At 39.6% G+C, this 2,551-nt stretch carries 4 protein-coding genes and 1 pseudogene; 3 read left to right on the top strand and 2 right to left on the bottom strand.

Features of this window, described 5'->3' with window-relative positions:
- Nucleotides 1–98, bottom strand: a pseudogene (locus WBM49_RS03835) (DUF808 domain-containing protein); the annotation flags it as partial.
- Nucleotides 99–382: 284 nt separating this feature from the next.
- Between WBM49_RS03835 and WBM49_RS03830 the strand changes: the two are divergent.
- Nucleotides 383–808, top strand: a complete 426-nt coding sequence (locus WBM49_RS03830) for a hypothetical protein (RefSeq protein WP_424370742.1) — start codon at nucleotides 383–385, stop codon at nucleotides 806–808.
- A gap of 58 nt (nucleotides 809–866) precedes the next feature.
- On the opposite strand, the gene WBM49_RS03825 is transcribed toward WBM49_RS03830, so the two are convergent.
- Nucleotides 867–1,058: a hypothetical protein gene (locus WBM49_RS03825; RefSeq protein ID WP_424370741.1), complete on the bottom strand. Its 192-nt coding sequence runs from the start codon at nucleotides 1,056–1,058 to the stop codon at nucleotides 867–869.
- 275 nt (nucleotides 1,059–1,333) lie between these two features.
- Between WBM49_RS03825 and WBM49_RS03820 the strand changes: the two genes are divergently transcribed.
- Both WBM49_RS03820 and WBM49_RS03815 read left to right on the top strand, forming a co-directional pair.
- Nucleotides 1,334–1,741, top strand: a complete 408-nt coding sequence (locus tag WBM49_RS03820) for an endonuclease domain-containing protein (protein ID WP_424370740.1) — start codon at nucleotides 1,334–1,336, stop codon at nucleotides 1,739–1,741.
- On the top strand, nucleotides 1,738–2,550 hold the full coding sequence (locus WBM49_RS03815; RefSeq protein WP_424370739.1) for a DUF6090 family protein: 813 nt from the start codon (nucleotides 1,738–1,740) through the stop codon (nucleotides 2,548–2,550). Before WBM49_RS03820 ends, WBM49_RS03815 begins: the two co-directional genes overlap by 4 nt.
- Nucleotide 2,551 lies beyond the last annotated feature (1 nt).

The raw sequence follows: 2,551 nt of genomic DNA, 5'->3' as shown, positions 1-2,551 counted from the left end.
ATCCCGGCGGTCTTTTTGGTGGCGATCTTCCCCATGGTAGCCACATCGTCTAATAGGGTAGCGACGTCATCTAAAACAGCAAAAAATCCCGAGGCCATATGTTGGGTTTGTGGTTCAAAGATAAAGCAGGAAGTTTTAATTAATAAATCTATTCATTAGTGCTTTCAGAAGAGATAAATTCGAATTACAATATTCAAAGTGAATTCCCCATTTTAACATGCATGTTTAAATTTTGCCCAGGCCTTTTATATATTGATAATCAGAAAGTTACAATCAAATTATGCGCAATGACTGGTTATAGTGCAAGAAAATGAGCATATGGTGTGTCATATTTTGGAAGGAATTTCGTTTCATATATATGTTTGGTATGAATAGAACACATATGAAAAATATTGTTTTGGCGCTTTTTCTTGTCATCATTGGCTGTAGCAAAGACAATACCGGGGAGACAGCGAATGTTAACTGGGAGGTAAACGGGCAAGGAACAGCTAGTAGAATTCAAGGTGGGGGGTATGGGAATGAATATCAGGTACGATTGCCCTGGACCTCAAGTTTTAAAACGGAAGACACAGAGAATTTAGGCTTATTCGTAAGGCTCAATGATTCTACCCTGGTAAATGATGGACTGCTAAGTATTGTCTTAAAAATAGATGGGGTAGTGGTCCTTGAAAAAACAAAATGGATACAGGCCGCCTCTATTCCACCCGGAACAGCATTACCCGATGATACGGGTCTGTGGTCTTTTATAGAAAACGTAGAGGGGAAAAGTTATTCGGCCCTAATGCCAAATTCTAATGCGACAGATTAGACAGCTGTAAGGCTGAGCCAGCCTGCATAGTATTTATAACCTGCTTCCTATTCCCTGTTTACACGAACAAATTACAGTCTTCGCAGTTCTTTACCTCTCCGTAGTAGGTTTGCCTATAGGTATGCAGAGTTTTTACCGGCAACCCGGCCACGTACTTTTTAATATAGGTAACCCTGGTGGTGAGTTTGCCCATTTTTTTACTGTAGCGTTTTTCTGATCGCGTCTTTCTTTTTATCTGAACTAGTTTCATTGATATACCTTTTTGAAGAGTACAACCTAAAAAATTTGGCGCCTTACACAAAAATGCGACGTTAAACTTATGTTATGATCCCAGTAAGACCCAAACTAAAGATGGCAAAATGCCGGAAAATATAAAGCTGAAATTTCTTAGCATATTGAAATTTAATTTTACTGCATTATTAGAAACATAAAAAATAGGAATTAACGATTAATGATTAAAACTGTTCATTATACAACGTCCAAATCTCTCCCCTCCCGGGAGGGTAAAAAGGGGAGGGTAACCCCATGAGGAAGATCATCCCATACCATCCCTACCTGCTTGCCTTTGCCAGAAAGCTCCGCAATAATATGACCTATGGCGAGATTGCTCTTTGGCGAGAGATCAAAAACAAAAAGTTGGGTTTTCGATTTAGCAGACAGATACCAATTGATAAATATATCGTAGATTTCTATTGTAAAGATCTAAGACTGGCCATAGAAGTTGATGGTGCTATCCACTTCATTGCAGGCCAACCAGAGAAAGACCAAATCCGGCAAGAACGACTGGAGTCTTTAGGGGTGCGCTTAATAAGGTTAAGTGATCTGGATGTAAAAAATAACCTGGTTATAGTGCTGAAGGAATTAGAAAGAGAGATAGAGAAAATAAAACCCACCCCTAACCTAACCCAGGAGGGGATTCCCCATGAATTATGATAAAATTATTTAGAAAAATACGACAAGCCTTGCTGATGGAAAACCAAACCTCCGCTAAAGCTTCGGCTGGCTCAAAAGTATCTAAGTACCTCTTATATGCCTTTGGCGAGATCTTATTGGTGGTGATAGGGATCCTCCTGGCCCTGCAGATCGACAGCTGGAATGATCAACGTATTGAAAATATGCAGGAGGTTGAATTACTCAGGGCAATGAAAGAAGAATTTCAATTCAATGCAGACCAACTAAACACATCTATCAATACCAATAAAAAAGTAGCACAGGTTTGTAAAGACCTTACCCGAATGATCAGGGCAGATTCTGTAACGGCAGCCCCGGATAAGATGTATGATTTACTAATGCGCATGTTAGATTTTAACTCCTTTGATGCAAGGACAGGGGTATCCGGGGAGATCGTTACGTCGGGAAAGTTAAACATCTTAAAAAATGATAAGTTACGCGCACAACTCGTCAACTGGCTTACGATTTTGGAGGACTGTGAAGAGGATATTCTTTTCAGGTCGGAGAACTACACCACCAACCTAATGCCTTTCCTAATGAAACGTTTTCCGCTGGCCAACGGGGAACTGACAAAAAAACTCGATTTTGACAAGAATAATTATTTGGACACCTATACCGAAAGGTCTCCTTTTAAAATAGATATTTCCCCAAAAGATCTTATGGAATTCGAGAATCAGATCTGGCACCATAAACACAATCACGACTATGTGATGATCAATGAACTAAACACCAGGGATTTTATCAACACCACACGTAAAATGATCGAGGAAGAACTAAAGAAAAAGGAGTAAG

Source organism: Muriicola sp. (assembly GCF_049669965.1).
Classification (GTDB): domain Bacteria; phylum Bacteroidota; class Bacteroidia; order Flavobacteriales; family Flavobacteriaceae; genus Muriicola.
The sequence above is the reverse complement of the archived record's forward strand: the minus strand, read 5'-3'. Positions and strand labels throughout refer to the sequence as shown.